This is a genomic window from Sinorhizobium terangae (genome assembly GCF_029714365.1).
Classification (GTDB): domain Bacteria; phylum Pseudomonadota; class Alphaproteobacteria; order Rhizobiales; family Rhizobiaceae; genus Sinorhizobium; species Sinorhizobium terangae.
In genome coordinates, this window is record NZ_CP121659.1 from 782,667 (window position 1) to 808,560 (window position 25,894).

Here is a 25,894-nt window from a genome sequence, read left to right on the forward strand (position 1 = left end):
TCAAAATGGCGTTGGATCGTTGACCCATCCTACGTGAAGTGCCACATCGGTGTCATGTGCGGACGATTTGCGCTGACAGCGACGGCGGAAGAATTGATAGAACTGTTTGGCCTGCTGGAGGCGGAAGACTTCCCGGCGCGCTACAACATCGCGCCAACGCAGCCGATCATCGTGGTCACCGCCTCGGATCGGGCGAAGCCGGGCAGCAATCTGCCGGAGCGAAAAGCCATGCTCGTCCGCTGGGGCTTCACGCCCGGCTGGGCGCAGGATCCTCGCAAGTTCCCGCTGCTCATCAACGCCCGTTCCGAATCGGCGGTCGGAAAGGCTGCCTTCCGCGCGGCGATGCGGCATCGCCGCATTCTGGTGCCGGCTTCTGGCTTCTACGAGTGGCACCGCCCGGCAAAAGGCAGCGGAGAAGCGTCCCAGGCCTACTGGGTCCGCCCGAAGAGGGGCGGGATCGTCGCCTTTGCCGGCCTCATGGAGACCTGGTCTTCAGCAGACGGCTCGGAGGTCGATACGGCGGCTGTCCTCACCACCGGTGCCAACAGGGCGGTTCGGCATATCCATGATCGCATGCCGGTCGTGATCCTGCCGGAAGACTTCGCCCGCTGGCTGGATTGCAAAACGCAGGAACCGCGCGAAATAGCCGATCTCATGAGACCGGCTCCGGACGACTATTTCGAGGCGATCGCTGTATCGGACAGGGTCAACAAGGTCGCGAATACCGGACCCGAGATCCAGGAGGAGGTCGTCCCTGCCAAATCGCCGGAAACGGTAGGGCGGAAACGCGCTGAAGACCGGAACGGCGACGACCGGCAGATGTCCCTGTTTTAGCAGCGCGCCGCGTCAGTGGTGGTCAGGCGGTGCGCTTGACGAGCTTGCCTGCGGGTTTGACCTTGACCTGCAGTGCTGCGGCGAGCACGGCCTTCAGGCCAAGCGGCCGATACAGCGTTACCAGGTCGGCGGCGGGCGGTTTCGTTTCGGTGATCTTGGCGGCCTTCACTGTGCATTCTCTCCTTGATGCGGTCCCCTACCGGAAACACTTGGTTTTCCCGTTGTGCGCGAAAGCCAAGCTCCCCGTTGTTCCTCCGGAAACAGGGATCGGATGCAGGGGTCCAATCTGCAATCGCGAATCTCCTTCCCGTTGCGGCGATCCAGATTGCCAAATGATGACAAATCCATGGCCGCCTTCGTTTGAAGATGCCGGTCTTTGCTTGCCTGTGGTTGACCTCTTGACCGGCGTGGTGCGAAGCGCGATAAGTGTCGCCATGAAAACGGTTATCTGCATTATTTGCCGGAAGATTATTCGCTAGCGATCCGCTGGCCTGGCCGTTTTCGTCTCCTAAAATCCAAGATGACAAACGTGCGGGCCGCCCGGACGCTGTATATTCCGACGGTTGCATGCAGGCTTGGAGATTTGGGATGGGCGGAATGCCGACGTTGAAGCTGTACAACACACTGACGCGGGAGAAGGCCGATTTCCGGCCCATCGACCCGGAAAACGTTCGTATGTATGTCTGCGGCCCCACGGTTTACGACTATGCCCACATCGGCAACGCGCGCCCGACCATCGTCTTCGATGTTCTTTTTCGACTGCTGCGCCATGTCTACGGCGCGAACCATGTCACCTATGCTCGCAACATCACCGACGTCGACGACAAGATCAACGCACGGGCGCTGCGCGATTATCCCGGGCTCTCGCTGAACGAGGCGATCCGGCACGTGACCGAGAAAACCGAGACACAGTTTCTCGAAGATGCGAAGGCGCTCGGCTGCCTTGATCCGGACGTGCAGCCGCGGGCGACCGAGAATATCGCGCAGATGATCGAGATCATCGAGAAGCTGATCGCGAAGGGGCACGCCTATCAAGCGGCCGGGGAAGTGCTGTTCGATACGAAATCGATGGCTGACTATGGCCAGCTTTCAAAGCGCAACCTCGACGAGCAGCAGGCCGGAGCCCGCATCGCAGTCGATGCTCACAAGAAAAATCCCGGCGATTTCGTGCTCTGGAAGCTTTCCGAGGACGACGAACCCGGCTGGGAGAGCCCCTGGGGGCGCGGTCGCCCCGGCTGGCACATCGAATGCTCGGCGATGAGCGGGCGTTATCTCGGCGAGGTGTTCGACATTCACGGGGGCGGGCTGGATCTGATCTTCCCGCACCATGAAAACGAAATCGCCCAGTCGCGTTGCGCCCATGGCACCGAGGTGATGGCAAACGTCTGGATGCACAACGGCTTCCTGCAGGTCGAAGGCCGCAAGATGTCGAAGTCGGAGGGCAATTTCGTCACGATCTACGAACTTCTCCACACCGAGAAGTTCGGCGGGCGCAAATGGCCGGGCGAGGTGTTGCGGCTCGCAATGCTGATGACCCACTATCGCGAGCCGATTGACTTCTCCGTCAAGCGGCTCGAGGAGGCCGAGCACCTGCTGTCGAAATGGCCTGTGCCCGGCGAGGCGGCCGACGAACCGGATCCTGCGGTCGTCGCGGCGCTTGCGGATGACCTCAACACCGTCGCCGCGGTCCAGGCACTGCACGCGCTTGCCCAGAAGGCATCCGTCGATTCGCGTCAGGCCGGCGTTTTTGCCGCAAGTGCGGCTCTGCTCGGCGTTGCGCCAAAGGAAATCGAGCTCGACGAGGCAGTCGTGCATGAGATCGACGAGCGCGTGCGCGCGCGGCTCGAACTCATCAGGGCGAAGAACTTCGCCGAAGCGGACAGCATTCGTGACGATCTTCAGGCACGAGGAATCCAGCTCAAGGACGGCAAGGACCCGGAAACCGGCGAGCGCGTGACAACCTGGGAAGTCAAGCGGTCGCAGACGTGACGTAGCCGGGTCGGCGGCGACCCGGCAGAAGGAAGAGGAGCGCGACATGACGGACGAGATCCATACGGGCGGATGCCAATGTGGCGCGATCCGCTTTCGCGTCGAGGGAGAGCTCGGCGACGCCTCGGTTTGCCATTGCCGCATGTGTCAGAAGGCGAGCGGAAACTTCTATCTGCCGCTCGTCTCCGTGCGCGGCGCGACGGTCACCTGGACGCGCGGCGAGCGCCGGCGCTTCCAGTCGTCGAACGCCGTCTGGCGCGGCTTCTGCGGTGATTGCGGCACGCCGCTGACCTATGAGGCGCCGGACGGCATGGCACTGGCGATCGCAGCCTTCGACAGGCCTCAAGGCATCGTGCCGACGGTCCAGTGGGGTATCGAGGCAAAGCTGCCCTATGTCGACCGGGTGCACGAATTGCCGGGCGAAGATACGATGGCGGATGTGGCAGCGGGCTCGTTCCTCGCCGATCTCGTTTCGTATCAGCACCCCGATCACGACACCGAAACCTGGCCACCGGAGGCAAAGCGATGACCGATGCCGTACGCACAGGAGGATGCCAATGCGGAGCCGTGCGCTTCCGCATCCATGGAAAGCTCGGCCGCCCCTCGATCTGCCACTGCCGCATGTGTCAGAAGCAGTTTGGGTCGTTCTTTTCGGCGCTTGTCACAGCCCCAAAGGACGGGGTCGAGTGGACCCGCGACGAACCGAGTTACTTCCAGTCCTCCGTCAATATCGATCGCGGCTTCTGCCGGAAATGCGGCACGCCGCTGACCTACCGACATCCGGGCGGCCTCGAAATTGCGATCGGCACGTTTGATGACCGTTCGGACCTTGCTCCGCAAATCCAGGTCAACTACGCCTCGCGACTGCCTTGGGTCGAAACGATTTTCGATCAGCCGGTGCACGAAGACCCGGACTATTATGCAAGGCAGGAACAGATCATTTCTTTCCAGCACCCTGACCATGAGACCGATCAGTGGCCGGCCCCAGGGGACTGGAAGTCATGATCAGACGAATCTTTACCGGCGGCTGCCAGTGCGGCGCGGTGCGCTATCGCGCCGAGGGTACGCTCGACGATCCGCATATTTGCCATTGCCGCATGTGCCAGAAGGCGGCGGGCAACTACTTCCTGCCGCTCGCCAATATCAAGCGGGACGACTTTCTGATTACCCGTGGACAACCGTCCTGGTTCCAGTCGTCGCAACTCGTCCGGCGCGGCTTTTGCCGCGACTGCGGCACACCGCTCTTCTACGACATGCCGAACGAGGATTTCTTGAACATCGCGCTCGGCTCGCTCGACGATCCGGACGACGTACAGCCGGTCTATCAGTCCGGAATCGAGTCGCGTGTGTTCTGGTTTTCTCATCTGCCGCGTCTTCGCGAAAAGGAGACCGACGACGGCAGCGAAGAATCGGCTGAGCGTCACTTGATTGTACTTGAAACGAACCGCCAGCATCCCGACTACGACACCGTGCATTGGCCACCCAAGGAAGACCTGTCGTGACCGTTACATTGCGTACCCTTTATCCGGAAATCGAACCCTATGCCTCCGGTCGCCTCGATGTGGGCGACGGCCATGTGATCTATTGGGAACGCGTGGGCACGCCCGGCGTAAAGCCGGCGGTTTTCCTGCATGGCGGACCGGGCGGCACGATCTCGCCGAACCATCGTCGCCTTTTCGACCCGGCACTTTACGACGTGACGCTGTTCGATCAGCGCGGCTGCGGCAAGTCCACGCCGCATGCGGAGATCGAGGCGAATACGACGTGGCATCTCGTTGCCGATATCGAACGCCTGCGTGAATTGGCCGGCGTTGAACACTGGCTTGTTTTCGGCGGCTCCTGGGGCTCGACGCTGGCACTTGCCTATGCCGAAACGCACCCGGACCGTGTTTCCGAACTCGTTGTCAGGGGCATCTATACGCTGACCAGGGCCGAGCTCGACTGGTACTACCAGTTCGGCGTCTCGGAAATGTTCCCCGACAAATGGGAACGCTTCGTTGCTCCGATCCCACCGGAGGAACGCCATGAGATGATGCTGGCCTATCATCGGCGGCTGACAAGCGAGGACCGCGCGACGCGGCTCGCCGCAGCGAAGGCCTGGAGCATCTGGGAAGGCGAGACGATCACGCTATTGCCGGAACCGGCGACGAGCAAACCCTTTGAGCAGGAGGAATATGCGCACGCCTTTGCCCGGATCGAGAACCATTTCTTCGTCAATGCCGGCTGGTTGGAGGAGGGGCAGTTGCTGCGCGACGCACACAAGCTCCAAGGAATTCCAGGCCTGATCGTGCACGGCCGCTACGACATGCCGTGCCCGGCCAAATATGCCTGGCAGTTGCACAAGGCTTGGCCGGAGGCGGAATTCCATCTGATCGAGGGAGCGGGACACGCCTATTCGGAGCCGGGCATTCTCGACTGCCTGATCCGCGCGACGGACAAGTTTGCAGGCAAGACGGAATAGCACGGAAGTGCCTGCGGATTTCGCAGGCATGCCGCGCTGACTTATTAGCAGGTTGGAACTGAGCCATGACCACGGAACGCATCTATCTCTTCGACACCACGCTTCGGGACGGGCAGCAGACGCCCGGCATCGATTTTTCCGTCGAGGACAAGATTGCGATTGCGACCATGCTCGACGAATTCGGCATCGACTATGTCGAAGGCGGCTACCCGGGTGCCAACCCGACGGACACCGAGTTCTTCAAGCGGACGCGCACGCAGAAGGCATCGTTTGTGGCGTTCGGCATGACCAAGCGCGCCGGCGTCTCCGCCTCCAACGACCCGGGCCTGCGCGCCTTGCTCGATGCCAAGAGCGATGCGGTCTGTCTCGTTGCCAAGAGCTGGGACTATCATGTCGAGGTAGCGCTTGGCTGCTCGAACGAGGAGAACCTCGACAATATCCGCGCCTCGGTCGAGGCCGTCGTCGCCTCCGGCCGCGAGGCCATGGTCGATTGCGAGCATTTCTTCGACGGCTACAAGGCAAACCCCGCCTATGCGCTTGCCTGCGCCAGGACGGCGCTTGAGGCGGGAGCACGCTGGGTCGTGCTGTGCGACACCAACGGCGGTACGCAGCCGCCGGAGGTGCGCGCAATCGTTGCCGCCGTGATCGCCGGAGGCGTGCCCGGTGCCAATCTTGGCATCCATGCCCATAATGACACCGGCCAGGCGGGGGCGAATTCGCTTGCCGCCGTGGAGGCCGGTGTCCGCCAGATCCAGGGAACGCTGAACGGCATCGGCGAACGCTGCGGCAATGCCAATCTGGTGACACTGATCGCGACGCTGGCACTCAAGGAAACCTATTCGAGCCGCTTCGAAACCGGAATCGATTCCGAAAAACTGCAGGAATTGACGACGCTCGCCCATGCGTTCGACGAGCTCTTGAACCGCTCGCCGGATCCGCAGGCGCCCTATGTCGGGGCATCGGCCTTTGCGACCAAGGCTGGGATCCACGCTTCAGCCCTGTTGAAAGACCCGAAAACCTACGAGCACGTCGCGCCCGAAAGCGTCGGCAATCTGCGCAAGGTCATGGTCTCGGATCAGGGCGGCAAGGCCAATTTCATCAACGCGCTCAAGCGGCGCGGCATCAGTGTCGCCAAGGACGACCCCAGGCTCGACAAGCTGATTGCCATCGTCAAGGAGCGCGAGGCGACAGGCTATGCCTACGAGGGCGCGGATGCGAGTTTTGCCCTGCTCGCAAGCCGCATTCTCGGGACCGTTCCCGATTTCTTCCATGTCGAGAGCTTCCGCGTGATGGTCGAACGGCGTTTCGATGCGAACGGAAACTTGAAGACAGTCTCGGAAGCGGTGGTCAAGGTCGTCGTCGATGGGGAAGTCATGATGTCGGTTGCCGAAGGCCACGGCCCGGTCAATGCGCTCGACCTTGCGTTGCGCAAGGATCTCGGCAAATACCAGTCGGAGATCGCCGATCTCGAGCTTGCAGACTACAAGGTACGTATCCTCAACGGCGGTACCGAGGCGATCACGCGCGTCCTGATCGAATCGACCGACCGCACCGGCGCGCGCTGGTGGACGGTCGGCGTTTCCGACAACATCATCGACGCGTCCTTCCAGGCGCTTATGGACAGTATCGTCTATAAGTTGCTTAAGAACCGCGATCAGATCGGATTGATTGCGGCCGAATAAGGGGTGCAGGGGGCTATCTCTCGCGCGATATTAAGTGGCTCTCACTCTTCGTTTCACGGAAATGAATTGGTGCATCACCATTCATTGGAGTAGGACGCTGGAGGAACGGCGGTCCGTTGAGGCCAGACCGTTGATCAATGGCGGAGCGATTGCGAACCTTCGTTCGGCTCCGGTGACGTTTCAGGAAAAAGACTATGGCCGACCCAAACGCGAAGACCCCCGCCGAAAATACCGATTCCGCCAAGGGTTTCGCCTTTGCGCTTTCCGCCTACCTGCTCTGGGGCTTCCTGCCCTTCTTCATGAAGGCGGTGGCGCACATCCCGGCGGCGGAAGTCGTCGCCCATCGCATCGTTTGGTCGGTCCCGCTTGCGGGCCTCGTGCTGGTGTGGCTCGGTCGCACGCAAGAGCTCAAGACTGCGCTCAGGTCGCCGAGCATGCTGAGAATGGCAACACTGACGGCTGTGCTCGTCACGATCAACTGGGGCATCTATGTCTGGGCGATCGGTGCCGGCCGGGCGATCGAGACGGCGCTTGGCTATTATATCAATCCGCTGTTTTCGATCTTCCTGGGGGCGGTGCTGCTTAAGGAGAGGCCGAACGCGGCACAAATGGTGGCGATCGCGCTCGCCGTCATCGCGGTTGCCGTGCTCGCCTTCGATGCCGGCGGCCTGCCGTGGGTCTCGATCGGGCTTTGCATCTCCTGGGGGTTCTACGCCTTCTTCCGCAAGACGCTGCCGATCGGGCCGAATCAGGGTTTCTTTCTCGAGGTGCTGCTGCTCAGCATTCCCGCAATCGGCTACATCCTTTGGCTGGAATCGACCGGCCAAGGCCACTTCGGCGATACCGGTCTTGCCGATGTCCTGTGGCTGCTCTCTTGCGGCATCGTCACGGCCGTGCCGCTGATGATCTATGCCAATGGCGCGAAGCTCCTGCGGCTCTCCACCATCGGCATCATGCAGTATATCGCCCCGACGATGATCTTCGTCATCGCTGTCTTCGTCTTTCACGAACCTTTCGGGACCGCGAAACTCATCGCCTTTGCGTTGATCTGGGCGGCGCTGTTTGTTTATTCGGGCGCGATGCTCGCCGAAAGCAGAGCCCGTCGCGCGGCGCAGCCGGCTCCGGCTGAGTAGAACAGCACTGCGCGTCTTTTCAGACGCGCAACGTTGCTTGAACCGCGACGCTTCTGAAGCAGCGGTTTGGGTTAACGACATACATAAACGCGCTTTAGAGCTTGGAAATGATCTCGGCTTCGCCCTCGCGGCCCATCGCGGCGGCCGAGGCAAGAATTGCGGGGACGATGTCTTCGGCCCTGTCGATCACCAGCGGCTGGACGAGATGGGCCGTGTGCACGAAGCCCTGATCGCGCATATGCTGCAACAGTTCCAGCATCGGATTCCAGAAGCTGTTGATGTTGCCGAAGACCATCGGCTTTCTGTGCCGGCCGAGTTGTGCCCAGGTCATGATCTCGACGATTTCCTCAAGCGTGCCTATGCCGCCTGGAAGCGCCACGAATGCATCGGCACGCTCGAACATCTTGTGCTTGCGCTCATGCATGTCGGCGGTGACAACGAGTTCGCTGAGCTGTCCCAGCGAGTGGCGGGTTGCTTCCTTGTCCATGAGGAATTCCGGAATGATGCCGGTAACCTCGCCGCCCGCCGAAAGCACGCCGCTTGCCACCGCGCCCATGATGCCACGCGTGCCGCCGCCATAGACGAGGCCGAGGCCATGATCGGCGATCGATTTTCCCAGCGTGCGACCCGCCTGGATGTGGGCCGCGTCCCGTCCCGGCTGAGAGCCGCAATAGACGCAGATCGATCGAATCGGGGTGTTTTGCTTGGTCATGGAGCCAAAAGACATTGCAGCGCAGCATCGGTCAAGAAAAATGAGGGAAAAAGCAGCGGCAATGAGGCCTGCATGAGACTTGGGCGCTTGTATGAAACTATAGGAAACGTTAGCAATTTCAGTAATACGTTGAAGAATTAGGACGGGTGGGCGGCTGTTGCGCTATAATGGCAAAAAAATGTCCGCGCCGGGGACCAATAAAAGGGACATGCGCGGAGCCTTGTATTGCTCCGCCCCGTGTGGAGAGTAGCATGATGAAGAACAAAGCCGGTTGGGTGGCGCTGAGCGTCTTGGCAGCCGCGACCGCCTTAATGGTTTTCGTGGTCCAGCCAAATCTGCGTGACGACGACAAGGAGCAGGCCGCACGGCCGACCGCGAGTGGCGGTCAGCCGGCCGAGACGAAGCCGGCGGCCAAGGTCGAAACCGCCCCGGCCGCGCCGGAAGGTCAGGCGGCTGCGCCGGACGTCGCGGGCAAGGCGACTGCCGACGCTTCCAATCCAGCGAACTGGACGGTCCCGGGCTTCGACATCCTTCGTGTCGAACCCGATGGATCGACGGTCATAGCGGGACGCGCCCAGCCCGGCACCAAACTCGAAATCCTCAGCGGCAACACCGTTATCGGAACGACTGACGTCGGCGCCGCGGGCGATTTCGCCGCCGTCTTTGACAAGCCGCTTGTCGCCGGCGACCACCAGCTGACCCTTCGCAGTGTCGGTGCAGGCGGCGCGACGAAGACGTCCGAAGAAGTGGCGACGGTCTCCGTCCCGAAGGACTCGACCGGCCAATTGCTGGCGATGGTGTCCAAACCCGGCGAAGCGAGCCGCCTGATCACCACGCCCCAGGTCGATGAAAAGCCGGTGGGCGCTGCTGTGCAGCCGAATGCGCAAGGCAGCGAGCCTGCGGGCGCGCCCGAGACGCCGGCCAAACCCGCTGGCGTTCCAGGTCTTCAGGTCACCGCCGTCGAGATCGAGGGCGGGACGATGTACGTTGCCGGCAATGCCAAGCCCGGCGCGCTCGTGCGCATCTATGCCGACGATAAGTTCGTCGGCGAGATGAAGGCCGACGACAAGGGCAAATTCGTTGTTGATGGCTCGATCGATCTGACGGTCGGCAGCCACATCATCCGGGCCGACATGCTGAACGAGGACGGAAGCAAGGTGGCGATGCGCGCATCGGTGCCCTTCGACCGTCCGGCAGGCAGTCAGGTGGCAGCCGTCGCGGGCCCGCAGGCGGGGGAAGCGAGCAACGGGCTTGATCGCGTGCGGAGCGAGGCGAGCAAGGCGATTGCCTTGCTGAAAGGGCTTTTCGCAGATGGCAAACGGCCCTCCGCCGAGCAGCTTGCCGCGGCCCGTTCCGCCACGGAAATCGCGCTGCAGTCGCTCGCCGACTTCAAGCCGGCGGACAATGCAGACCAAGCGCAGGCGACCGCCGCAGCCGCAGCATCCAAGGCCGCGGCTGATGCGCTGGCGGTGCTCAAGTCGTCACAGCAGGACCCGGCAAGCGTCGCCGCGGCACTGGCAAAGGTCGAGGCAACGGTAGGCTCTGCGCTGACGCGGCCGAGTGCTGTCGCGGAGGCGGTTATCAGGCCCGAGGCCACGACGACGGCGGCGGACGCAGCCAAGCCGGCGGCGCCGCCGGTGGCCGAAGGTGCCGGCAGTGCTGCGGCAGCGCCTGCTTCCGAACAGGCAGCGGCGGCGGCTCCGGTCGAGACACCCGAGCAACCCGCGACGATCGAGCAGGCTCCGCTCAAGGAGAGCAAGAGTTCGGTCATCATCCGGCGCGGCGACACGCTCTGGCAGATTTCGCGCCGGGTCTACGGGGCAGGGGTTCGCTACACGACGATTTACCTTGCCAACCGGGAGCAGATCGAAAATCCTGACTTGATCCGTCCGGGCCAGGTGTTCGGTGTTCCGGATGAGGCTATGTCCGACGACGAATCGCGGGAAATTCACCGCAAGCACGTGAAGCACGAAGAATAGTCTGCCTTTTGCCGGCAATTCCATTGCGGCGAGAAGCAGGCGGACCTATCTGTCAGAAAACGCGGCGTCTCCCAAAGGCGCCGCTTTTCATTGACGATCTACAGCGCCGCGCGTCTTTCCATACGCACAAACGACGCTGTGGCACTTTGAATTGCCGCATGTTTTATCCTTGAATCGGCTCCGATTTAAGGAAACATGCAGCAGAACTGGAAGCGGACTGAGACGTGGCACCCCAGACCCAGAAAAAGACGGTTTCGGCCAATACGAGCAATCCGTTCGAGACGATCGCGAACCTCTGGCCCTATATGTGGCCGGCCGATCGCGCCGACCTGAAATTGCGGGTGGTGTGGGCGACGGTGATCCTCGTGGTCGCGAAGATCGTCCTTATTCTCGTTCCCTATTTCTTCAAGTGGGCCACCGATGCGCTCAACAGCAGGCCGGACGCACTGGCCTCGCTGCCGCAGTTCCTGACCGGCGCGGTCATGCTGGTGCTCGCCTACAACCTCGCGCGTCTGCTGCAGGCGGGTCTGAACCAGCTGCGTGACGCACTCTTTGCGAGCGTCGGCCAGCATGCGGTGCGGCAGCTTGCCTACAGGACCTTCGTCCACATGCATCAGCTCTCGCTCCGCTTTCATCTCGAGCGGCGCACGGGCGGGCTTTCGCGCATCATCGAGCGCGGAACCAAAGGCATCGAGACGATCGTCCGGTTTACCATCCTGAACAGCGTGCCGACGCTGATCGAATTCCTGCTGACGGCGGTGATCTTCTGGTGGGGCTACGGCTTCAGCTATCTCTTCGTGACGGCCGTGACGGTTTGGCTGTACATCTGGTTCACGGTGCGCGCCAGCGACTGGCGCATCGCTATTCGCCGCTCGATGAACGACAGCGACACCGATGCGAACACCAAGGCGATCGACTCGCTCCTCAACTTCGAGACCGTCAAGTATTTCGGCAACGAAGAGATGGAGGCGAAGCGCTTCGACAAATCGATGGAGCGCTACGAGCGCGCTGCGACCCAGGTCTGGACTTCGCTCGGCTGGCTGAACTTCGGTCAGGCGCTGATCTTCGGCGCGGGTACCGCGGTGATGATGACGATATCGGCGCTTGCCGTGCAGCGCGGCGATCAGACGATCGGTGATTTCGTCTTCGTCAATGCGATGCTGATCCAGCTTGCCATCCCGCTGAATTTCATCGGTTTTGTCTACCGCGAAATCCGCCAGGGCCTGACCGACATCGAGCACATGTTCGATCTCCTCGATGTTCAGGCAGAAGTGGTCGATCAGCCGGATGCGAAGGAACTGACGATCGACAAGGGCGCGATCTCCTTCAGGGACGTGCACTTCGCCTACGATTCCGCCCGGCCAATCCTCAAGGGCATTTCCTTCGACGTTCCCGCCGGCAAGACGGTGGCGGTGGTGGGACCGTCCGGGGCAGGCAAGTCGACGTTGTCGCGGCTGCTTTACCGCTTCTACGATGTCCAGGATGGGTCGATCACCGTAGATGGACAGGACGTTCGCGACGTGACGCAGAAAAGCCTGCGCGCGGTCATCGGTATGGTCCCGCAGGACACGGTGCTCTTCAACGATACGATCGCCTACAACATCCGCTATGGTCGCATCGAAGCATCCGACTCTGAGGTCGAGGCGGCTGCCGAGGCGGCGCAGATTGCGCAGTTCATCCGCGGTCTTCCGGACGGTTTCCGGGCCATGGTGGGTGAGCGCGGGCTGAAACTTTCAGGTGGCGAGAAGCAGCGCGTGGCGATCGCGCGCACGATCCTGAAGGCGCCGCCGATCCTGATCCTCGACGAGGCGACATCCGCGCTCGATACCAAGACGGAACAGGAAATTCAGGCGGCACTGGACATCGTGTCCCGCAACCGCACGACGCTCGTCATCGCCCACCGCCTGTCGACGGTCATCCATGCGGACGAAATCATCGTCCTCAAGGACGGCGTGATCGCCGAGCGCGGTACACATGGAGAACTGATCGATCGCGAGGGCCTTTATGCTTCCATGTGGAGCCGCCAGCGCGAAGCAACTCAGGCGGAAGAGCAGCTGAAGCGGGTGCGCGAGAGCGACGATCTGGGCATCATCGACCGTGGCCAACCAGCCGCGTGACGATGGACGGTGAATGCGCGGCCTGGCACCAATCTTTCGACGTTGCCGGACTCCGGGATTCGCGCTAGGTCACATGCCACGTCAAATCTGGAGTAGAGTTCATGAGCTTGGTCAACACGGTGCGAAACACGCTCGTTCCGGTGCACAAGGAAGGCTACCGCTTCATTGCGATCTTCTTCGTTGTGTCGCTGGTGCTTGGCTTACTGTGGGAACCGCTGATGTGGCTCGGTTTCCTGCTGACCGCCTGGTGCGCCTACTTCTTCCGCGATCCCGAACGCATGACGCCGATCGACGACGACCTCGTGATCAGCCCGGCCGACGGCCGTGTCTCCTCGATTGCCGTGATGACCCCGCCGGATGAACTGGGCCTGGGGTCGACGCCCATGCTGCGCATCTCGGTTTTCATGAACGTCTTCAATTGCCATGTGAACCGCGCTCCGATGAGCGGAACCGTGCGCCGCATCGCCTATCGGGCCGGTAAGTTCGTAAACGCCGAGCTCGACAAGGCCAGCCACGAAAACGAACGCAACGGCCTCGTCATCGAGACGAAGCACGGCGAAATCGGCGTGGTCCAGATTGCCGGCCTGGTCGCGCGGCGCATTCTCTGCTGGACCGCACAAAACGCCTCGCTCGAAGCGGGCGAGCGCTTCGGTCTCATCCGGTTCGGTTCCCGGCTTGATGTGTTTCTGCCGGAAGGAGCCGAGCCGCGCGTCAGCGTCGGGCAGACCGCCGTCGCCGGCGAAACGGTGCTTGCTGAATTCGGCTCCGCGAAGGGGCCGGTTGTCAGCCGCCGCGCATAAGGAGCCGTCATGGAAGAACCCCAGCAGGAAAAGCCTACGGAAACAGTGCAACCGCCGGCGGAGACGGACGGATCGAACGACAAGGCGCGCGGGCCGCGCCTGCGCGAAATTCCGCTGCGCCTGATGATCCCCAACATGATCACTGTGCTCGCGATCTGCGCCGGCCTCTCCGGCATCCGGCTCGCTTTCGAGAACCGCGTCGAACTGGCCGTCGCCATGGTGCTGTTTGCAGCGTTCCTCGACGGTATCGATGGACGGGTCGCGCGGCTGCTCAAGGCGACGTCGAGCTTCGGCGGCCAGATGGATTCACTCGCGGACATCATCAATTTCGGCGTCGCGCCGGCACTGGTTCTTTATGTCTTCGTGCTGGATCAGGCGCGGTCGATCGGCTGGATCGCCGCCCTGATCTACGCGATTGCTACCGGATTGCGGCTGGCACGCTTCAACGTCATGGCCGAGCGCCAGGTCAAGGCATCCTGGCAGTCGGAATACTTCGTCGGCGTCCCGGCACCTGCCGGCGCCATGCTGGTGTTGCTGCCGGTCTATCTCGGTCTGCTCGGCCTTGCGCCGGATCGGCTGTTTGCGCTTATCGCGTCGGCCTATACAGTGCTGATCGCCTTCCTTCTGGTCAGCCGCCTGCCGGTCTGGTCCGGCAAGTCGGAGAACCGCGTGCGCCGCGATCTCGTCCTGCCGGCGATCCTCGTCGTCGTCTTCTATGTCGCGACGCTGATGACCTATACATGGGAAACGATGGTGGTGACGGCGCTCGCCTATCTGATCAGCCTGCCGTTCGGCGCCCGCTCCTGGCAGCGCAAATATGGCGACTGGCCGGCACACCCGGCGCAGGGGGGCGATGGGCTGCCGGGCGATAACGACTGACAGGAAGGCCTCGTAAAAAGGGCCTCGTAATAAAAGAAGAAGCCACCACGGATGACCGTGGTGGCTTTCTTTTTCGCTTGAATTTCCCGGAATTGCTCCGGTTATTCCGGCATCCGATAGTCGACGATCCTGTTTTCGCGAACCAGGAACAGTTTGCCGGTCTCGGTCTGGTCTGGCCCGAGAAGCGGAATCAGCGCGGCCGCGACCTCGGACGGATGCGGCACGGTTGCCGGATCTTCGCCGGGTACCGCCTGGGCCCGCATTGCCGTGCGGGTCGGCCCCGGATCGACGCTGAGAATGCGGAGCGGCAGCCGTTGGGTTTCGTGCGCCCAGGTGCGTGCCAGCGCCTCGACGGCCGCCTTGGAGGCGGAGTAGGGGCCCCAGAAGGGCTTGCACTTGTGCGCTGCGCCCGATGAGACCATGAGGGCCCGGCCCGCGTCGGATTTGACGAGCAGCGGCTCAACCGACCGGATCAGCCGCCAGGTCGCGGTGACGTTGATGGTCATCACCTTTTCGAACACCTTGGCCTCGACATGGCCGATTGGCGAAATCGTGCCGAGCACACCGGCATTGGCAACGAGGATATCGAGTTTGCCCCAACGCTCGTGGATCGCTCCTCCGAGCTTGTCGATTGCCGCCATGTCCGCGAGATCGAAGGGGACGAGCGTCGCCGAACCGCCGACCGCCTTGATGGCATCGTCCAGTTCCTCGAGGCCACCGACCGTGCGCGCGCAGGCGATGACGTGCGCGCCAGCCTTAGCCAGTTCGAGGGCAGTGAAATAGCCGATACCGCGCGATGCGCCGGTGACCAGTGCGACCCGGTCTTTCAGATTGGGCGTCATTTGATTGTCTTTTATCCGTTGCTGGCGAGAACCGAGAGTTTGCGGACATTGCTTGCGCCATCCTGGTCGAGCAGGCGCGTCGGGTAGTCCCCGGTGAAATAATGATCGGTGAATTGCGGCGCTTGCGGGTCGCGCACTACACCCCCGACAGCCCGGTAGAGCCCGTCGATCGACAGGAATTCGAGTGAGTCAGCGCCGATGAAGCGGCACATGGACGCGAGATCGGGATGCTGGTTGGCGAGCAACTTGTCGCGGTCCGGCGTATCGATACCATAGAAGTCCGGATGGAAGATCATCGGGCTAGCAACACGGATATGCACCTCGCGTGCGCCGGCGTCGCGGATCATCTGTACGATCTTGACCGACGTCGTGCCGCGCACGATGGAATCATCGACGAGCACCACGCGCTTGTCCTTGATCATGGCACGGTTGGCCGAATGCTTCAGTTTGACGCCGAACGCGCGGATCTGCTGCGTCGGCTCGATGAAGGTCCGTCCGACATAGTGGTTGCGGATGATGCCGTATTCGAAGGGAATGCCGCTCTGCTGTGCATAGCCGAGCGCAGCCGGCGTGCCGCCGTCGGGCACAGGTACGACTACATCCGCCTCGACGGGCGATTCCTTGGCGAGATTGACGCCCATATTTTTGCGCGCCACATAGACGCTGCGACCGCCGACGACCGAATCCGGGCGTGCAAAGTAGACATATTCGAAGAGGCAGAGGCGTTCCGGCTGCGGTGCTTCCGGCTTGCGCGCGTCGATCGAAATCGAGCCGTCCGGCTGAATCTCGCAAATGACCACTTCGCCGTTCTCGATATCACGAATGTATTTGGCGCCAATGATGTCGAGCGCGCAGGTTTCCGAGCAGAAGATCGGCTTGCCGTCGAGTTCGCCCATGACGAGGGGGCGGATACCGATCGGGTCGCGCGCGGCGATCAGCTTGGTGCGCGTCATCGCCAGCATCGAATAGCCGCCTTCCATCTGGCGGATGGCGTCGATGAAGCGATCGGAGGAGGAGGTCTGTTTGGAGCGGGCAATGAGGTGAAGGACGACTTCCGTGTCCGAGGTCGATTGGCATATCGCGCCGTCGGCGATCAACTGGCGACGCAGCGTCAGCCCGTTGGTGAAGTTGCCGTTATGGGCGATAGCGATGCCGCCGACTTCGAGTTCGGCAAAGAGCGGCTGGACGTTGCGCAGCGCCACCTCGCCGGTCGTCGAGTAGCGCGTGTGCCCGATGGAAATAAAGCCGGGCAGCTTGGCCAGCGTGGCGGGGTCGGTATAGTGATCTCCGACGAGACCCATGCGCTTTTCGGTATAGAACTGCTTGCCGTCGAAGGTGACGATACCGGCCGCTTCCTGGCCGCGATGCTGGAGCGCGTGCAATCCAAGCGCCGTCAGTGTGGCTGCATCCGGATGTCCCAGAATGCCGAAGACACCGCATTCCTCATGCAGGGTGTCGCCATCGAGTTCGTCGTGGATTTCACGGGATCTAAGATCGGTCATCACAAGTTCGCCTTTTGCTCCATGCCGGTGCGCATATCGTGATCAGGCTGCCCGTCTTCAAGCGATCTTAAACGAAAACAGCAGCAAGCGTTATTTCCAAATGGACAAAGCCCGCGCAGCGGGCCTTGTCGGAAACTGATGTTCTATCTCAGCCGTTCGTCGGCGCATCCTGGACGGGGGGCTGTTCGGCCGGGCCCGGCGGGGTTTCCGGTTCGCCTTCGCCCGTGTTGTCCTTACCGCGCAAGCGATCGAGGATCGTGGCGTCGGCCTCTTCCGGCAAAAGCGCGATCAGCTTGTTGCCGAGATTGTCAAGCAGCGGTTTCGATTTCGCCTGGGTAACCCAGATCGGCTGTTGCTGCGGTGCCACCAGCCAGTTGAAGAACAGCATGGCAACGACGACGAGCAGGATGCCGCGGGCGGCGCCGAACAGGAAGCCAAGGGTCCGGTCGAGCGCGCCGATGCGGCTGTCGATGATGAAATCGGCGATCCGCATCGTGATGAAGGAGATGACGATCAGCGCCACCAGGAAGACCACGGCGGCCGAGCCGGCCATCGCGACCGTGTCGCTGCTGGTGTATTGTGAGGCATAGGGCAGCAGGAAGGGATAGAGGAAATAGGCGGCCGCCGCCGCGCCGACCCAGCTCGCAACCGACAGGACCTCGCGCGAGAACCCGCGGACCATGGCGAGGATGGCCGAAAACAGCGCAACGCCGAGAACGATACCATCGAGAATTGTAATGGGCATGTTGTCCTTACTCCGACCCCGTCTTGATCCGGGCCACACCAAGCTTATCCGCCGTCGGTCGTGTCTGCACGCACTCAGAACGTCTTTCCACGACCAATTGTCAAGGCGCGCATCTGCGGATGCTCTTGCCGATCCCCGCCGAGGTCATTCGTCTTCGCCTTCCGTCTGCCTCAGAGCGCTCCGCGATCCGGCGATACGCGCCACGAGATCCGGCAGGCTCTCCATTTCGCTCCAGCGGCCGTTGCCGTTCTTCGGCAGCTCGGTCGATGCAGACGGCAATACGGCCTGGGAGAAACCGAGCTTCTCGGCTTCCTTGAGACGTTGGGCGGTATGCGCAACCGGCCGGATGGCACCCGACAAGCTGACTTCGCCGAAATAGACGCAATCGGCCGGAAGGGCAAGCCCGGCAAGCGAGGAAACCAGCGCGGAAGCGACCGCCAGGTCGGCGGCAGGCTCGGAAATGCGGTAACCGCCGGCAATATTGAGATAAACGTCGTGCTGGCCGAGGCGAACGCCACAATGGGCCTCGAGCACGGCGAGGATCATCGAGAGGCGGGCGGAATCCCAGCCGACGACCGCACGGCGCGGCGTTCCAAGCGACGTCGGCGCGACGAGCGCCTGCACTTCCACCAGCACCGGCCGGGTTCCTTCCATGCCGGCAAAGACGGCGGCTCCCGGCGACTTCTCGTTGCGTTCCCCGAGAAACAACTCCGACGGATTGGCGACTTCGCGCAGGCCCCTGTCCGACATCTCGAACACGCCGATCTCGTCGGTCGGACCGAAGCGGTTCTTGACCGTCCTCAGGATGCGATAGTGATGCCCGCGATCGCCCTCGAAATAGAGCACGGCATCGACCATGTGCTCGACGACACGCGGGCCGGCGATCTGGCCCTCCTTCGTCACATGGCCGACGAGCACGACCGCCGTTCCGGTCTGCTTGGCGAAGCGGATCATTGCCTGGACGCCGGTTCGTACCTGGGTCACGGTCCCGGGCGCCGAATCGACGATGTCGCTCCATAGCGTCTGGATCGAATCGATGATGACGAGATCAGGGCGCTTGCCGTCCGCAAGCGTCGCCAGGATGTCTTCGACATTGGTCTCGGCGGCGAGAAGCACGTCGCTGTCGGCCGCCCCGAGCCGCTGGGCACGCAGACGCACCTGGGCGACGGCCTCCTCGCCCGAGACATAGATGACGCGATGCTTGCGGCGGGAAAGGGCCGCTGCCGCCTGCATCAGCACGGTCGACTTGCCGATGCCGGGATCGCCGCCGACGATCAAGGCCGACCCGCGCACGAAGCCGCCGCCCGTGACGCGGTCGAGTTCGGATATCCCCGTCTGGATACGCGGCGCGTCCTCGATCTCGCCGGAAAGGGTGGTGAGCGCGACAGGCCGACCCTTCTTCGGCGCGCGCGATGGGCCGCCGCCGATGCCCGCCGTCGGGTCTTCCTCGATGATCGTGTTCCACTCGCCGCAGCCGTCGCACTTGCCCGCCCAGCGGGAATGGACGGTGCCGCAATTCTGGCAGATGAACTGGGTGCGGGCTTTCGCCATCGAGACTAGCTTTCGGATATGCGGGAGGCTGCGTGAATACGGCCGCGATTCCGAGAATCACTGCCGCTGTTCACATAATGCCGCGAAATGCTGCCCGAAAGGGTGTTTTTCGGCGACTGTCCGGCGAAGCAGCAATGGCCCCGCGTTCACGCACCGCCGATATAGCTTCGATGATAGCGATGCCCGAGGCTCGTCAGCAGCTCGTAACCGATCGTTCCGCCGGCGCGCGCGACGTCGTCTATCGCGACATTGCGGCCGAAGAGCTCGATATAGTCGCCGGCGCGGACGGCCTTTTCCGGCAGGTCGGTGACGTCGAACAGGCTGAGGTCCATGGTGACCCGGCCGACATGCGGCACCTTCCTGCCATGCAGGAAGCCATAGGCGCCGGAAGGCATCGCCTGCCTGAGCGTCACACCGCCGCCGGATACCGAGCGGTGATATCCGTCGGCATAGCCGATCGCGACCGTTGCGATGCGGCTTTCGCGGGCGAAGCGTGCCGATGCGCCGTAGCTCGCCGTTGCGCCGGAGGGGACTGTGCGGACCTGGATGATGCGCGCTTCGGCGGTCACCACCGGCTTCATCGGATTGATCGCACCGTTCACCGCCTCGCCGCCATAAACTGCAATCCCGGGGCGTGTGAGGTCGAAATGGTAGTCCTTGCCGAGGAAAACACCGCCGGAATTCGCAAGGCTCGCCGGGACGCCCTCGAAGGCGGCGGCCGCCTCACGGAAGCGCTCGAGCTGATAAAGGTTCATCGGATGTTTGGGATCATCACCGCAGGCAAGATGGCTCATGATCAGCACGGGTGAGAAACTTGCCGGACGCGCAGGATCGTTGGCAAGCGCGACGGCTTCCTCTACCGATAGCCCGAGCCGGTTCATGCCGGTGTCGACATGAAGCACGCAAGGGTGGTCGCCGCGTTCGGAAAGCGCCGCCATGAAGACGGCGAGTTGTTCATCCGAGTTGATGATCGGCACGAGATCGTAGTCGAAGAAGAGTTCCTCGTTGCCTGGCCACATGCCGGCCAGAATGTAGATGCGCCCATCCGGAACCAAAGGGCGGAGCTCCGCCCCTTCTTCCGCGTTGGCGACGAAGAAGTCGCGTGCACCGGCGGCGTAAAGGGCAGGGGCCGCCTGCGCAATGCCGAGCCCATAGGCATCTGCCTTCAGAACGGCGGCCGCGCGAGCCGTGCCGGAGCGCTCGTTCATGGCGCGCCAATTGTCGGCCAGCGCCGCAAGATCGATGGTGAGCCTGTTGGAGGCGGAGAGGAATTCTGGTTCGTGCATACCGGAAGCTCTGAGTGGACGATACAGCAGCAATACATCCTGGCAGCGAAGGCCGCAAACGATCTGGTGCGATCGGGATGCCCGCTGTTGCGACAGGCGTCGTCGTTGTGGTCGCTGCGAGAGTGGTGATCGCAGCGTGAGTCGGCTGGTGCCGGGTGACTGCCGGATTAAACGTGTTTCGCTTCCAGTCGGCTGATTTTACCGCCCCTCATCCGGCTGCCGCCATCTTCTCCCCGTCGAGACGGGAGAAGGTCGCGGCAGCGGGATGAGGGGCAGAGGCGTGCAGTTCACGCGTGGCGAACAGCCGCGGTTCAGTGCTCGTACTGTGTGAAGGACGGATCCGCCAGGTCAGAGAAGCGTGTGTATTCGGATTGGAAGGCGAGCTTCACCGTGCCGGTCGGCCCGTGGCGCTGCTTGGCGATGATCACGTCGGCCGTGCCCTTGACCTTGTCCATCTGCATCTTCCACTCTTCGTACTTCGGATCGAGTTCGTCGCGCGGCTCCATGTTCTTCACGTAGTATTCCTCGCGGAACACGAAGAGCACCACGTCGGCGTCCTGCTCGATCGATCCCGATTCACGCAGGTCCGAGAGCTGCGGGCGCTTGTCCTCACGGCTTTCCACCGCGCGCGAGAGCTGTGAGAGCGCGATGATCGGCACATTCAGCTCCTTGCCGAGCGCCTTGAGGCCGGTGGTGATTTCGGTGATTTCCTGCACCCGGTTCTCGCCTGATTTCTTGGAGCCGGTCATGAGCTGGACGTAGTCGACCACGAGTACGTCGAGGCCACGCTGACGCTTGAGGCGACGGGCGCGTGCCGCGAGCTGGGCGATCGAGATGCCGCCGGTCTGGTCGATATAGAGTGGCACCTTCTGCATCATCATCGAGCAGGCGACGAGCTTCTCGAAATCGGCTTCCGAAATGTCGCCACGGCGGATCTTCGAGGACGAAACCTCGGTCTGCTCGGAGATGATACGCGTGGCGAGCTGCTCGGACGACATTTCGAGCGAATAGAAACCGACGACACCGCCGTTCTTCGCCTTGAAGGAGCCATCGGGTTGCACCTCGGGCTCGTAAGCCGCGGCGATGTTGTAGGCGATGTTGGTTGCGAGCGATGTTTTGCCCATGCCCGGGCGGCCGGCGAGGATGATCAGGTCCGAACGCTGCAGGCCGCCCATCTTTCCATCGAGCGAATGGATGCCGGTCGAAATGCCGGAAAGATGGCCGTCCCGGTCCTTCGCCGTCGCGGCCATGTCGATGGCGAGTGTCACGGCGTCGCTGAACGACTGAAAGCCGCCGTCATAGCGTCCTGTTTCGGCAAGCTCAAAAAGGCGCCGCTCCGCGTCCTCGATCTGGCTCTGCGGCGGCATATCGAGCGGCGCGTCATAGGCGATGTTGACCATGTCCTCGCCGATGGTGATCAGCGATCGGCGGAGTGCAAGATCGTAGATGGCGCGGCCATAATCCTCGGCATTGATGATCGAAACGGCCTCGGCGGCAAGGCGCGCGAGGTACTGGGCAACGGTCAGGTCGCCGACTTTTTCGTCCGCCTTGAGGAAGGTCTTGATCGTCACCGGGTTGGCGGTCTTGCCCATGCGGATGATCTCGCCGGCAACCTCGAAGATGCGGCGGTGCAATGGCTCGAACAGATGTACCGGCTTCAGGAAGTCGGAAACCCGGTAGAACGCATCGTTGTTGACCAGGATTGCGCCAAGCAGCGCCTGCTCGGCCTCGAGGTTGTTCGGCGCTTCGCGGTAGTGCTGGTCCGCCTGATCCTTGGCCAAGGGGGCGAGCTTGCGCGCTGCGTCGTTCATGGTCTTTCCGTTTCCGCCTGTGATCCCGTGAGTTACCCGATTTGCTTCCTGTCACGCGGCAAGTCTAGTGTAGGCATGCAACAGTGCCGCGGCATCCAAACGTGCCGATCGTCTTTGCCCGTTGTTCGACTGATCCACAGGGGCGGGAGCGAAGCGTCACAAAGCGCTCCATCCCCGGCAAATTTGTTTGACGCCGCGAGCGAAGGCAAAGGTACCTGATTCGCACCCCGCCGTCGCTTGCCCCCATCATTCGCCATCTTGAAAAAACTCAGCAGTTGCATTAAGTAGGGGCAAAATAATTAGCATACTAGTAATATGGAAAAGATACCAATGCGCGATTCAGACGCAAACCGCGAATTGTTCGACGCGCTGGCGATGGTCAATCGCAAGCTGCGGGCGGTCTTCGACGCACGGGTGAAGGAGCGGGGACTGACGCTGCCGCGTGCGCGTGCGCTGTTCATGCTCGCCAAGAAGGACGGGATCAACCAGCGGGAGCTGGCGGACGAACTCGAGATCGAGACGCCGACCATCGTGCGTCTGCTGGACGGTATGGAAAAGCAAGGCTTCATCGAGCGCCGTGTGGAGCTCTCCGACCGCCGCGCCAAGCAGATCCACATGACGGACTTCGGTCGCTCCGTGGCCCGCGATATCCAGAACCTTGCGAACGACATACGAAACGACGTCCTCGACGGCCTTGAACCGGAGGAAATCGCTGTTGCGCTGAAGGTCGTCTCAACGATCGCAAGCAACGTGCAGTCGATCGCAAGGGTATGACGACCGATGCAGGCGCTCGCCAAACCCACCGCCGATGAGAATCATGGCACTCCGCCGGAGACGAGAGGCACACCGGCCGAAGAACGGCCCGAGCCGGCTGCGTCCGCATCTGCGCCTCCGGCGATGGGCCTCGGTAAATCGGCCATCTACATTGCCTGCTCCGTGCTCCTGTTCCTGACGCAGGGGCTCGGCATGAACCTGGCGCTCGCCAATCTCACGCAGTTGCAAGGTTCGCTATCGGCAACGTCGGTGGAGGCCGCGTGGCTGTCGGCCGCCTACATGGCGCCCAATGTCAGCCTTTCGGCCGCTCTGGTGAAGATCCGCGCACAGTATGGGCTGCGCCGCTTTGCGGAGATCGGCATCGTCGGTTTCGTCTTCGTCTCGCTGCTGAATGTCTTCGTTTCCGACCTGCACTCGGCGATTGTCGTGCGCTTCATCAGCGGCATTGCCGCCGCGCCGATGTCGACGCTAGGCTTCCTCTACATGCTGGAAGCCTTTCCCCCCGCGCGCAAGCTGACTGTCGGGCTCGCGCTGGCGCTCACTTGCACGACGCTCGCCGCGCCGATTACGCGGCTGATCTCTCCGGAACTCATCGAATACGGCCAGTGGCATGGTCTCTATACCCTCGAGATGGCGCTGGCCCTGATCGCATTGCCGATCATCTATCTTTTGCCGCTGACACCCGTCCCTCATGGCAAGGTCATCCAGCGCACCGATATCGTGAGCTATCTGCTGCTCGCCGCCGGATTCGGTTGCATCGCGATCGTCCTCACGATGGGAAGGCTTTACTGGTGGTTTGAAGCTTCTTGGCTCGGGGTCTTGCTTGCGACCTCGGTCGTGATTCTCACCGCTTTCGTGCTGATAGAGCTCAACAGAGAGTTGCCGTTGATCGACGTGCGCTGGCTCGCGTCACGCGAGATCTTGCATTTTGCCACAGTGCTGCTGATCTTCCGCCTCGTGGCGTCGGAGCAGTCGGCGATTGCTACCAACTTCTACCAGCTGCTCGGCCTGCAGTACGATCAGCTCGCAACGCTCTACTGGATCATTCTGGCGGCATCCGTCGGCGGCGGGCTGCTGTGTGCGGCTCTGATGCAGCCCGGGTATGCGGACGCCGTCCATGTCCTTGCTTTGACGCTGCTTGCCGCGGGTGCCTACATGGACAGTCACGCGACGAGCCTGACGCGCCCAGAGCAGATGTATCTCAGCCAGGCTCTGGTAGCAGCCGGCACGGCGCTTTTCCTGCCGCCGGCAATGGCCCGGGGGTTCAGGTCGGCGCTGGCCAAGGGACCGAGCTACATCGTGAGCTTCATCGTCGTCTTTCTCTTCACCCAGAGCATCGGCGGCCTGATGGGGTCGGCAGCCTTCGGGACCTTTGTCACGGTCCGCGAGAAGTTTCACGCCAACATCCTCGCCGATGAGATCATTGCCACCAATCCTCTCGTCTCCCAGCGCCTCGCCCAGCTGTCGGGCGCCTATGCCAAGGCAATCGGCGACAAGGCGTTGCTCAACGGGGAGGGTGTGGCCCTGCTCGGGCAGACGGTTACGCGCGAGGCCAATATTCTTGCCTATAACGACGCGTTCCTGCTGACGGCGATCCTCGCCCTTTGCGCGCTCGTCGTGCTCATCATCCATATCGCTTTAAATTGGCTCACCGCACGCAACCTCCCTGCAGCGGCGGCGACCACATCCTGATACACCAAGTAGACCACCACCATGCTGAAAAATCTTCGTTCTGCCACCACGCTTATCGTCCTTCTTGCCGGCCTCGCCGGCCTCTCGCTCGTTCTCTACGCTTGGCGCTTGCCGCCCTTCGACAGCTCGGTCGAAACCACCGAGAATGCCTATGTCCGCGGCTATGTGACGATCGTCAGCCCCCAGCTTTCCGGCTACGTGGCGGAAGTGCCCGTCAAGGACTACGAGGAGGTGAGGGCCGGCCAGCTTCTCGTCAGGATCGATGATCGGATCTACGCGCAAAAACTCGCCCAGGCGAAGGCGACGCTTGCGGCGCAGCGCGCGGCGCTCGCGAATTCGTTCCAGCAGGAGCTGTCGGCAAAGGCGGGGATCGAGGCCAGCGAAGCGCAACTCGACAGCGCTCAGGCAGCCCTGGTTACCGCGAAAGCGTCGTGGGACCGCATTCGCCCCCTGGCCGAAAAGGGCGTCGCCACGCGCAGCGACGCGGACCAGTCGCGCGCTGGCTTCGAGCAGGCAGTGGCTGCCGTCAATCAGGCCAAGGCGAATCTTGAAGTGTCGAGGCAGTCACTTGCGACCACGCGTGGGGCACGCGCCGGTCTGGAGGCCTCGGTGTCCGGCGCGCAGGCCGCGGTCGAGCTAGCCCGGATCGATCTCGACAATACGCGGATCGTGGCGCCGCGCGACGGCAGGCTCGGCGAGATCGGCGCCCGCGTCGGTCAGTATGTCGCGGCCGGGACTAGTCTGCTCGCAATCGTTCCGGGCGACGTATGGGTCGTCGCCAATTTCAAGGAAACACAGCTTGACGGCATGAAGATCGGCCAGGCGGTGACCATCTCCGTGGACGCCCTCAATCGGCAGGTGCTGCAAGGCCATATCGAGCGCTTCTCTCCGGCCGCAGGATCGGAATTCAGCATCATCCGGCCCGACAATGCGACCGGCAATTTCACCAAGGTTGCCCAGCGCCTTGGCGTTCGTATCGCGGTCGATCCGGGTCAACCGCTGGCGGCCTTGCTGGCGCCGGGACTTTCAGTCGTCGTGAAGGTCGACAAGTCGGCAGAGCCGCGAGCGGCATTCGCATCCGCCAGCTGATCGGCGCATCCGACAA

General features: G+C 62.3%; 23 protein-coding genes. 15 read left to right on the forward strand and 8 right to left on the reverse strand.

All coding sequences use genetic code 11. The features are described 5' to 3' along the window. The first annotated feature begins 54 nt into the window (after positions 1–54). Positions 55–834: an SOS response-associated peptidase gene (locus QA637_RS03695; RefSeq protein ID WP_283063507.1), complete on the forward strand. Its 780-nt coding sequence runs from the start codon at positions 55–57 to the stop codon at positions 832–834. A gap of 22 nt (positions 835–856) precedes the next feature. On the opposite strand, the gene QA637_RS03700 is transcribed toward QA637_RS03695, so the two are convergent. Next, positions 857–1,003, reverse strand: coding sequence for a hypothetical protein (locus tag QA637_RS03700; RefSeq protein WP_153441523.1), 147 nt, complete (start codon positions 1,001–1,003; stop codon positions 857–859). Between the two features lie 419 nt (positions 1,004–1,422). Between QA637_RS03700 and cysS the strand changes: the two genes are divergently transcribed. From cysS to rarD, 7 genes are all read left to right on the forward strand, one after another. Beyond that, a complete protein-coding gene (gene cysS, locus QA637_RS03705) occupies positions 1,423–2,823 on the forward strand; it encodes a cysteine--tRNA ligase (protein ID WP_283063509.1) in 1,401 nt (466 codons plus the stop codon). 46 nt (positions 2,824–2,869) lie between these two features. Continuing rightward, the gene (locus tag QA637_RS03710; RefSeq protein WP_153441521.1) at positions 2,870–3,352 is read left to right on the forward strand and encodes a GFA family protein; all 483 of its coding nucleotides are present in this window, start codon (positions 2,870–2,872) and stop codon (positions 3,350–3,352) included. Beyond that, positions 3,349–3,828 carry a GFA family protein gene (locus QA637_RS03715; protein WP_283063511.1) on the forward strand — a complete coding sequence of 160 codons (480 nt, stop codon included), beginning with the start codon at positions 3,349–3,351 and terminating at the stop codon, positions 3,826–3,828. Before QA637_RS03710 ends, QA637_RS03715 begins: the two co-directional genes overlap by 4 nt. Next, the gene (locus tag QA637_RS03720) at positions 3,825–4,325 is read left to right on the forward strand and encodes a GFA family protein (protein ID WP_283063513.1); all 501 of its coding nucleotides are present in this window, start codon (positions 3,825–3,827) and stop codon (positions 4,323–4,325) included. The genes QA637_RS03715 and QA637_RS03720 overlap by 4 nt, the downstream gene beginning before the upstream one ends. Beyond that, entirely contained in the window at positions 4,322–5,284 is a 963-nt protein-coding gene (gene pip, locus QA637_RS03725) for a prolyl aminopeptidase (protein ID WP_283063515.1), read from the forward strand. Before QA637_RS03720 ends, pip begins: the two co-directional genes overlap by 4 nt. Before the next feature lie 65 nt (positions 5,285–5,349). Then, on the forward strand, positions 5,350–6,966 hold the full coding sequence (gene cimA / locus QA637_RS03730; RefSeq protein WP_283063517.1) for a citramalate synthase: 1,617 nt from the start codon (positions 5,350–5,352) through the stop codon (positions 6,964–6,966). A 194-nt stretch (positions 6,967–7,160) separates the two neighbouring features. Next, positions 7,161–8,099, forward strand: coding sequence for an EamA family transporter RarD (gene rarD / locus QA637_RS03735; RefSeq protein WP_283063519.1), 939 nt, complete (start codon positions 7,161–7,163; stop codon positions 8,097–8,099). Positions 8,100–8,193: 94 nt separating this feature from the next. On the opposite strand, the gene QA637_RS03740 is transcribed toward rarD, so the two are convergent. Continuing rightward, positions 8,194–8,811, reverse strand: coding sequence for an LOG family protein (locus QA637_RS03740; RefSeq protein ID WP_283063521.1), 618 nt, complete (start codon positions 8,809–8,811; stop codon positions 8,194–8,196). 251 nt (positions 8,812–9,062) lie between these two features. Here QA637_RS03740 and QA637_RS03745 point away from each other — a divergent pair, with 251 nt between their 5' ends. The 4 genes from QA637_RS03745 to QA637_RS03760 all read left to right on the forward strand — a co-directional run bounded on the left by QA637_RS03745 (position 9,063) and on the right by QA637_RS03760 (position 14,586). Then, on the forward strand, positions 9,063–10,790 hold the full coding sequence (locus QA637_RS03745; protein ID WP_283063523.1) for a LysM peptidoglycan-binding domain-containing protein: 1,728 nt from the start codon (positions 9,063–9,065) through the stop codon (positions 10,788–10,790). Between the two features lie 224 nt (positions 10,791–11,014). Beyond that, positions 11,015–12,907 carry an ABCB family ABC transporter ATP-binding protein/permease gene (locus QA637_RS03750; protein ID WP_283063525.1) on the forward strand — a complete coding sequence of 631 codons (1,893 nt, stop codon included), beginning with the start codon at positions 11,015–11,017 and terminating at the stop codon, positions 12,905–12,907. Positions 12,908–13,008: 101 nt separating this feature from the next. Further along, entirely contained in the window at positions 13,009–13,707 is a 699-nt protein-coding gene (locus tag QA637_RS03755; RefSeq protein WP_283063526.1) for a phosphatidylserine decarboxylase, read from the forward strand. 9 nt (positions 13,708–13,716) lie between these two features. Then, positions 13,717–14,586: a CDP-alcohol phosphatidyltransferase family protein gene (locus QA637_RS03760; protein WP_283063527.1), complete on the forward strand. Its 870-nt coding sequence runs from the start codon at positions 13,717–13,719 to the stop codon at positions 14,584–14,586. 101 nt (positions 14,587–14,687) lie between these two features. On the opposite strand, the gene QA637_RS03765 is transcribed toward QA637_RS03760, so the two are convergent. The 6 genes from QA637_RS03765 to QA637_RS03790 all read right to left on the reverse strand — a co-directional run bounded on the left by QA637_RS03765 (position 14,688) and on the right by QA637_RS03790 (position 22,323). Continuing rightward, entirely contained in the window at positions 14,688–15,428 is a 741-nt protein-coding gene (locus QA637_RS03765) for an SDR family NAD(P)-dependent oxidoreductase (RefSeq protein WP_283063529.1), read from the reverse strand. Positions 15,429–15,439: 11 nt separating this feature from the next. Then, on the reverse strand, positions 15,440–16,930 hold the full coding sequence (purF, locus tag QA637_RS03770) for an amidophosphoribosyltransferase (protein WP_283063530.1): 1,491 nt from the start codon (positions 16,928–16,930) through the stop codon (positions 15,440–15,442). A gap of 148 nt (positions 16,931–17,078) precedes the next feature. Further along, positions 17,079–17,675 (reverse strand): CvpA family protein, encoded by a 597-nt coding sequence (locus QA637_RS03775; protein WP_153441508.1) that lies wholly within the window; start codon positions 17,673–17,675, stop codon positions 17,079–17,081. Between the two features lie 144 nt (positions 17,676–17,819). Beyond that, a complete protein-coding gene (radA, locus tag QA637_RS03780) occupies positions 17,820–19,226 on the reverse strand; it encodes a DNA repair protein RadA (protein ID WP_283063531.1) in 1,407 nt (468 codons plus the stop codon). A gap of 146 nt (positions 19,227–19,372) precedes the next feature. After that, entirely contained in the window at positions 19,373–20,512 is a 1,140-nt protein-coding gene (alr, locus tag QA637_RS03785; protein ID WP_283063532.1) for an alanine racemase, read from the reverse strand. Between the two features lie 311 nt (positions 20,513–20,823). Continuing rightward, on the reverse strand, positions 20,824–22,323 hold the full coding sequence (locus QA637_RS03790) for a replicative DNA helicase (RefSeq protein WP_153441505.1): 1,500 nt from the start codon (positions 22,321–22,323) through the stop codon (positions 20,824–20,826). A gap of 330 nt (positions 22,324–22,653) precedes the next feature. Here QA637_RS03790 and QA637_RS03795 point away from each other — a divergent pair, with 330 nt between their 5' ends. The 3 genes from QA637_RS03795 (at position 22,654) to QA637_RS03805 (ending at position 25,878) form a co-directional block, all read left to right on the forward strand. Further along, positions 22,654–23,097: a MarR family winged helix-turn-helix transcriptional regulator gene (locus tag QA637_RS03795; RefSeq protein WP_283063535.1), complete on the forward strand. Its 444-nt coding sequence runs from the start codon at positions 22,654–22,656 to the stop codon at positions 23,095–23,097. Between the two features lie 123 nt (positions 23,098–23,220). Next, positions 23,221–24,789, forward strand: a complete 1,569-nt coding sequence (locus QA637_RS03800) for an MFS transporter (protein WP_283064864.1) — start codon at positions 23,221–23,223, stop codon at positions 24,787–24,789. 21 nt (positions 24,790–24,810) lie between these two features. Continuing rightward, a complete protein-coding gene (locus QA637_RS03805; protein WP_283063536.1) occupies positions 24,811–25,878 on the forward strand; it encodes an HlyD family secretion protein in 1,068 nt (355 codons plus the stop codon). Positions 25,879–25,894: the final 16 nt, after the last annotated feature.

Coding starts and splice junctions, on each gene's coding strand:
- QA637_RS03695 (WP_283063507.1), top strand. CDS start 55: ATGTGCGGACGATTTGCGCTGACAGCGACGGCGGAAGAATTGATAGAA.
- cysS (WP_283063509.1), top strand. CDS start 1,423: ATGGGCGGAATGCCGACGTTGAAGCTGTACAACACACTGACGCGGGAG.
- QA637_RS03710 (WP_153441521.1), top strand. CDS start 2,870: ATGACGGACGAGATCCATACGGGCGGATGCCAATGTGGCGCGATCCGC.
- QA637_RS03715 (WP_283063511.1), top strand. CDS start 3,349: ATGACCGATGCCGTACGCACAGGAGGATGCCAATGCGGAGCCGTGCGC.
- QA637_RS03720 (WP_283063513.1), top strand. CDS start 3,825: ATGATCAGACGAATCTTTACCGGCGGCTGCCAGTGCGGCGCGGTGCGC.
- cimA (WP_283063517.1), top strand. CDS start 5,350: ATGACCACGGAACGCATCTATCTCTTCGACACCACGCTTCGGGACGGG.
- rarD (WP_283063519.1), top strand. CDS start 7,161: ATGGCCGACCCAAACGCGAAGACCCCCGCCGAAAATACCGATTCCGCC.
- QA637_RS03740 (WP_283063521.1), bottom strand. CDS start 8,811: ATGACCAAGCAAAACACCCCGATTCGATCGATCTGCGTCTATTGCGGC.
- QA637_RS03745 (WP_283063523.1), top strand. CDS start 9,063: ATGATGAAGAACAAAGCCGGTTGGGTGGCGCTGAGCGTCTTGGCAGCC.
- QA637_RS03755 (WP_283063526.1), top strand. CDS start 13,009: ATGAGCTTGGTCAACACGGTGCGAAACACGCTCGTTCCGGTGCACAAG.
- QA637_RS03760 (WP_283063527.1), top strand. CDS start 13,717: ATGGAAGAACCCCAGCAGGAAAAGCCTACGGAAACAGTGCAACCGCCG.
- QA637_RS03765 (WP_283063529.1), bottom strand. CDS start 15,428: ATGACGCCCAATCTGAAAGACCGGGTCGCACTGGTCACCGGCGCATCG.
- purF (WP_283063530.1), bottom strand. CDS start 16,930: ATGACCGATCTTAGATCCCGTGAAATCCACGACGAACTCGATGGCGAC.
- QA637_RS03775 (WP_153441508.1), bottom strand. CDS start 17,675: ATGCCCATTACAATTCTCGATGGTATCGTTCTCGGCGTTGCGCTGTTT.
- radA (WP_283063531.1), bottom strand. CDS start 19,226: ATGGCGAAAGCCCGCACCCAGTTCATCTGCCAGAATTGCGGCACCGTC.
- alr (WP_283063532.1), bottom strand. CDS start 20,512: ATGCACGAACCAGAATTCCTCTCCGCCTCCAACAGGCTCACCATCGAT.
- QA637_RS03790 (WP_153441505.1), bottom strand. CDS start 22,323: ATGAACGACGCAGCGCGCAAGCTCGCCCCCTTGGCCAAGGATCAGGCG.
- QA637_RS03795 (WP_283063535.1), top strand. CDS start 22,654: ATGCGCGATTCAGACGCAAACCGCGAATTGTTCGACGCGCTGGCGATG.
- QA637_RS03800 (WP_283064864.1), top strand. CDS start 23,221: ATGGGCCTCGGTAAATCGGCCATCTACATTGCCTGCTCCGTGCTCCTG.
- QA637_RS03805 (WP_283063536.1), top strand. CDS start 24,811: ATGCTGAAAAATCTTCGTTCTGCCACCACGCTTATCGTCCTTCTTGCC.